This is a genomic window from Streptomyces celluloflavus, assembly GCA_000720995.1.
GTDB lineage: Bacteria > Actinomycetota > Actinomycetes > Streptomycetales > Streptomycetaceae > Streptomyces > Streptomyces celluloflavus.
Window position 1 is genome coordinate 1 of sequence record JOEL01000088.1, and the last position, 6,041, is coordinate 6,041.

A 6,041-nucleotide genomic window follows, 5' to 3' on the forward strand; every position below is an offset into this window, starting at 1 on the left:
AGCCCACAACAAAGGCTGCAACACCTCAGCACCCTCCAGCACAGGCGCACCCACCACCCCCGCCAACACCTCATACGGATCCCACTCCACATAAGACCCCAGCGCCCCCGCACACCGCGCAAAACACGCAGCAAACACCGGCGACTCCACCAACAACTCACGCCCCATACCAACCCACTGACTCCCCTGCCCCGGAAAAACGAACACCGTCTTCCCAGGACCACCGGTCGGCACAGCACCGACGGCGGCCGCGGCCTCCGGGCGGGTCTCGGCGACGGCCGCGAGACGCGCCGCGAGGGAGTCGCGGTCGGCGCCGACGACGACGGCCCGGTGCGGGAAGAGACTGCGGGTGGTCACCAATGCCCGTGCCACCGCTGCGAGTTGGACGTCTGCCGGACCGGCGAGGGCGAAGGCGCGAAGGCGGTCGGCCTGCGCGGCCAGGGCTTCGGGGCCGCGCGCGGAGAAGGTCCACGCGGTGACATCCAGGTCCGGCGAGAACAGTGAGACCTCGGCGGCGGACTGCTCGCCGCGCGGGGACTCGGGTACGGGCTCGGACTCGGGCTCAGAGGTGAGCGCGGGCGGCTCCTCGACGATGACGTGCGCGTTGGTGCCGCTGATACCGAAGCCGGAGATACCGGCGCGGCGCGGGGCGCCATCCGTCCGTGTCCAGGGCTGCGGCTCGGTGAGGAGCCGCACAGCGCCCGAATCCCAGTCGATCTCCGGGGACCGCTCCTCGGCATGCAGCGTGCGCGGCAGCACACCGTGCCGCATCGCAAGGACCATCTTCATGATCCCCGCAACGCCTGCGGCGCCCTGCGCATGGCCGATGTTGGACTTGATGGAGCCGAGCCACAGCGGGCGTTCGGCGGGCCGGTCCTGACCGTAGGTGGCGAGCAGGGCGCCCGCCTCGATGGGGTCGCCGAGTACGGTGCCCGTGCCATGCGCCTCGACGGCGTCGACGTCGCCGGTGCCGAGCCCGCCGGCGGCCAGGGCGACGCGGATGACGCGCTGCTGGGCGGGGCCGTTGGGGGCGGTCAGGCCGTTGGAGGCGCCGTCCTGGTTGACGGCGGTGCCACGGACCAGGGCGAGCACGGGGTGACCGTTGCGGCGGGCGTCGGACAGGCGCTCGACGGCCAGCATGGCGGCGCCCTCCCCCATGCCCATGCCGTCGGCGTCCGCCGAGAATGCCTTGCAGCGGCCGTTCTCGGCCAGCGCCAGGGAGGCACCGAACCCGAACGCGCCCGGGGTGGCCATCACCGTCACCCCGCCCGCGAGGGCGAGTTCGCACTCGCCGTTGCGCAGCGCCTGGGCGGCCAGGTGCAGCGCGACGAGCGAGGCCGAACAGGCGGTGTCGATGGTGAGGGATGGGCCTTCGAGACCCAAGGTGTACGAGACGCGGCCGGAGAGCACCGCGCCGCCATCGCTGACCGGGGTGTACGCCTGCTGGACCGCCTCGCCGCTGCCGCCGAGCAGCCCGCCGTACAGTTGCAGCCAGCCGCCCGCGAACACGCCGGTGCGGGAGCCCTTCAGGGTGGTCGGGTCGATGCCCGCGCGCTCGATGGCCTCCCAGCAGACCTCCAGGAGAAGACGCTGCTGCGGGTCCATGGCCAGGGCCTCGCGCGGGCCGATGCCGAAGAACGCCGGGTCGAAATCGGCGGCCTCATGGACGAATCCGCCCTCCTGGCCGTAGGCGGTGCGCAGGTCCCAGCCCCGGTACTCGGGGAACGGGGAGATGGCGTCGGTGCCGTCGGCGAGCAGCTGCCACAGCTGCTCGGGGCTGTTGAGGCCGCCGGGCAGGCGGCAGCCCATGCCGACGATGGCGATCGGGTCGTCCTGGTCCGCGATGGCGGCAGGGGAGGCGTGGGCGGGGACGGCCGACGGTGCTGCGGCGGCGAAGAGTTCACCGAGCAGATAGGACGTCAGCGCCGTGACGGACGGGTAGTCGAAGACGAGGGTGGAGGGCAGGCGGAGGTCTGTGGTCTCGCGCAGCCGGTTGCGCAGAGCCACCGCCATCACCGAGTCGAAGCCCATGTCGCGGAAGGCTTGCTCGGGGTCGACGTCCTCGGCGTCGGCATGGCCGAGCGCGGCGGCCGCCTCGGCGCGGACGGCCGCGAGCAGAGCGGCCTCGCGCTCGGCGGGCGGCAGCGCGGCGAGACGGCTGATCAACTCCGGCACCCCGACACCCGCTTCACCTGCATCGGCGTCCTGCGCTCCCGCCTCGTCGGAGAGGGCGCGGACGGCCTCGGGGAGCGCGGCGAGCAGCGGGCTCGGCCGGTGCAGGGTGAAGGTCGGGGCGAACCGGCTCCAGTCGATGTCGGCGACGGCGAGCAGCTCGTCCCCGTCGTCGAGCGCCTGGGCGAGCGCCTCGATGCCGCGCTCCGGGTCCATGAGGCGAAGACCGTATCGGCGCAGTTGCTCGCCGGCCTCGCCCGCGCCCATGCCGCCCCCGCCCCACAGGCCCCAGGCCAGCGAGGTGGCGGCAAGGCCCGCGGCGCGTCGCGACTCGGCGAGCGCGTCGAGGCCCGCGTTGGCGGCGGCGTACGCGGCCAGGGCGCCACTGCCCCAGGTGGCGGCGCCGGAGGAAAACAGTACGAAGGCGTCCAGGTCCAGGCCGCGTTCGGCCGTCAGCTCGTGCAGGTGCAGGGCGCCGCCGACCTTCGCGGCGAAGACGGCTTCCAGCTCGTCGCGAGTCAGGGTGGCGAGGGGCGCGCCGTGGCTGAGGCCGGCCGAGTGCACGACGGCGGAGACCGCGTGCCCGGTGGCGGCGATGCGGTCCAACAGGGCGGCGAGCGCCGGGCGTTCAGCGCTGTCACAGGCCACCACCTCGACGGCGGTGCCGCGGGCGGCAAGGTCTGCGGCCAGCACGGCGACGCCCGCGGCGGCGGGACCCGAGCGGCTGGTCAGGACGGTACGGGGGGCGCCGCGCCCGGCGAGGAGACGGGCGGTGCGGCCGCCGATCAGGCCGGTGCCGCCGGTGATCAGTGCGGTGCCGCGCGGGGTGTAGCGGGGCGCGGCCAGGGGGGACGGTGACGTCTCGGTGCGGGGTGCGCGTACCAGGCGGCGCACGTACGTGCCGGACGGGCGCAGCGCCACCTGGTCCTCGCCACCCGGCCCTTCGGCGAGTACGACGGCCATGCGGGAGGCGGCACGGGCATCGAAGTCCTCGGGCAGATCGATCAGGCCGCCCCACTGCTTCGGGTATTCCAGGCCCGCGACCCGTCCGAGTGCCCAGACCTGGGCCTGCGCAAGGGCAGGCGCCTCGCCGGAGACGGCGACGGCACCGCGGGTCAGTGCCCACAGCGGCGCATCGAGGCCCGTGTCGGAGAGCGCCTGGACGAGACCGAGGGTGGCGTCGAGGCCACCTGAGACCAACGGGTGGGCGGGCAGCCCGGATTCGTCGAGGGCGAGCAGGGATACGACGCCCGCGAGCGGGCCGTCACCCGTGGTTGCGGCGTCGTGGGAGCGCAGGGCACCGACGAGGGTGGTGCGGTCGGCGGCGTCGATTTCCAGGACGCGGACGTCGGCGCCGTGTTCGCGCAGGGCGCGGGCGACTTCGGCAGCGGGGGCGGCCGACGACGGAGCGGTGACGAGCAGCCATCGCCCGGTCGGTTTCGCCGTGTTGGCCGGTTCGGCCAGGGGCTCCCAGATGATGCGGTAGCGCCAGTCGGCGACCAGGTCGCGGGGCACCGGATCAGGGAACTTCGGCCAGTAGCGGCTGCACTGGAAGGCATACGTGGGCAGGCCGACGACCGCGCCGGTGCCGAGCACCGCCTTCCAGTCGACGGGCGCGCCCTGGACGTATGCCTCGGCGAGCGAGGCGAGGAGACGGCCGTGACCGCCGTCCTCACGGCGCAGGGTGCCGACGGCGACCGGGGACCGTTCCTCAAGGCTGTCCGCGATCGCCCCGGTCAGGACCGGGTGCGGGGAGACCTCCAGGAAGGTGCCGTGGCCGGTATCTGCCAGGGAGCGGACGGCACGGTCGAACTCGACCGTTTCGCGGAGGCTGGCGTACCAGTAGGCGGGGTCCAGCTCCGGGCCGGTCAGCACCTCACCGCTCATCGCGGAGATCATCGGGATCGACGCCTCGCGCGGGGCGATGCCGTCCAGGACCGACAGGATCTCCTCACGCAGGTCGTCGACCACACCGCGGCCAACGACACCATCACCGCCCACAGCGCGGGCTGCACCACATCCGCAGCCTCGAACCCATGACGACCGGCGAGCACATCCTCCAACTCCCAGTCCACGAAAGGCTTCAACGCCGCCGCACACTCCCCGAGTCGAGCCGCGAACACCGGCGAGACTTCTGCCAGCTCACGACCCATCCCCACCCACTGACTCCCCTGCCCCGGGAACACGAACACCGTCCGGCCCACACCACCCGGCGGCACCGTCCCCGTCACCACGTTCGCCGCAGGCGCCTGTTCGGCGAGGCCGGAGGCGGAGCGGCCGGAGACCGCCCACGGGACGGTGACCGTTCCGGTGAGGACCGACGCCGCGGCGGCCGGGGCGACGGTTGCGGTGTCGGACGCGCCGTCCGCGGTCTCCCCGTCCTGATCCGCCTCCGCATCCGCGACGAGCGCCGCGGCGATGGGGGCCTCTTCGAGGATGAGGTGGACGTTGGTGCCGCTGATGCCGAAGGCGGAGACGCCGGCGCGGCGTGGCTGCTCGCCGCCCGCGGGCCAGGGCACCGGCTCCTGAAGGAGCTCCACGTGGCCCGCCGACCAGTCCACGTGCGGGGACGCCTCCTCGGCGTGCAGTGTCCGCGGCAGCAGCCCGTGTTGCAGGGCGAGGACCATCTTGATGACTCCGGCCACACCCGCCGCCTGCTGTGCGTGCCCGATGTTCGACTTGATCGAGCCGAGCCACAGCGGCCGGTCCGCCGGGTGCCCCTGCCCGTAGGTGGCGAGGAGCGCCTGCGCCTCGATCGGGTCGCCCAGGGTCGTCCCGGTGCCGTGCGCCTCGACGACGTCCACATCACCGGTCGTGAGGCGGGCGTTGGCGAGGGCCGCGCGGATGGCGCGTTGCTGGGCGGGGCCGTTGGGCGCGGAGAGGCCGTTGGAGGCGCCGTCCTGGTTGACGGCGCTGCCCGCGAGCACGGCAAGGACCCGGTGCCCGCTGCGGCGCGCGTCGGCAAGGCGCTCAAGGACGATCATGCCGGAGCCCTCGGCGATGCCCATGCCGTCGGCGTCCGCCCCGAATGCCTTGCAGCGGCCGTCCGCCGCGAGCGCGCCCTGCTGCGAAAAGCCCACGAACTCGCCGGGGTTGGCCATCACGGTGACCCCACCCGCAAGGGCGAGCGTGCACTCCCCCGCGCGCAGCGCCTGCGCCGCCAGGTGGATCGCCACCAGCGACGAGGAGCAGGCGGTGTCCACGGATACGGCCGGTCCGGTCAGCCCCAGGGCGTAGGAGACGCGGCCGGAGAGCACGCTCATCGCCGTGCCCGTGATCAGGTGTGCCTCCGAGCCCGACAGGTCGCCGCCGGATGTGGCGTAGCCGGAAGGCGCGGCGCCCGCGAACACACCGGTGGCGGTTCCGTGCAGGCAGGACGGGTCGATGCCCGCCTGCTCGACGGCCTCCCAGCAGGTCTCCAGAAGGAGGCGCTGCTGCGGGTCCATGGCCAGGGCCTCGCGGGGGCTGATGCCGAAGAACGCGGCGTCGAAGTCGGCAGCTCCGGAGAGGAATCCCCCCTGTGTGACGTCGCTGGTGTGGGGGGCGTCCGGGTCGGGGTCGAAGAGGGCGTCGAGGTCCCAGCCCCGGTCGTCGGGGAACCCGGAGACCGCGTCCCCGCCGGAGGTCAGCAGCTCCCACAACTCCTCCGGGCCGCGCACCCCGCCCGGGAAGCGGCAGCCCATGCCGACTATCGCGATCGGCTCCCGCTCCCGCTCCGACACCTCGCGCAACCGCGCCCGCGTCTGGCGGAGCTTGGCGGTGGTCTGCTTGAGGTAGTCGAGGAGTCTGTCCTCGTTCTGCATCGTCGTTACATCCTTCGACCGGGGCTGGTGTGGCCGTGGGGCTTGGTTCCGGGGGTTTTGCGGGGC

2 protein-coding genes are annotated in these 6,041 nt (G+C 73.5%); both read right to left on the bottom strand.

The genetic code is table 11. From position 1 onward, the window contains the following. Positions 1-4,143: SDR family NAD(P)-dependent oxidoreductase (locus tag IH09_RS35395; protein WP_404827316.1), on the bottom strand; the 4,143-nt coding region annotated here is incomplete at its 3' end. Beyond that, the gene (locus IH09_RS40785) at positions 4,068-5,975 is read right to left on the bottom strand and encodes a type I polyketide synthase (RefSeq protein ID WP_052861859.1); all 1,908 of its coding nucleotides are present in this window, start codon (positions 5,973-5,975) and stop codon (positions 4,068-4,070) included. The genes IH09_RS40785 and IH09_RS35395, both read right to left, overlap by 76 nt. Between the last annotated feature and the right edge of the window lie 66 nt (positions 5,976-6,041).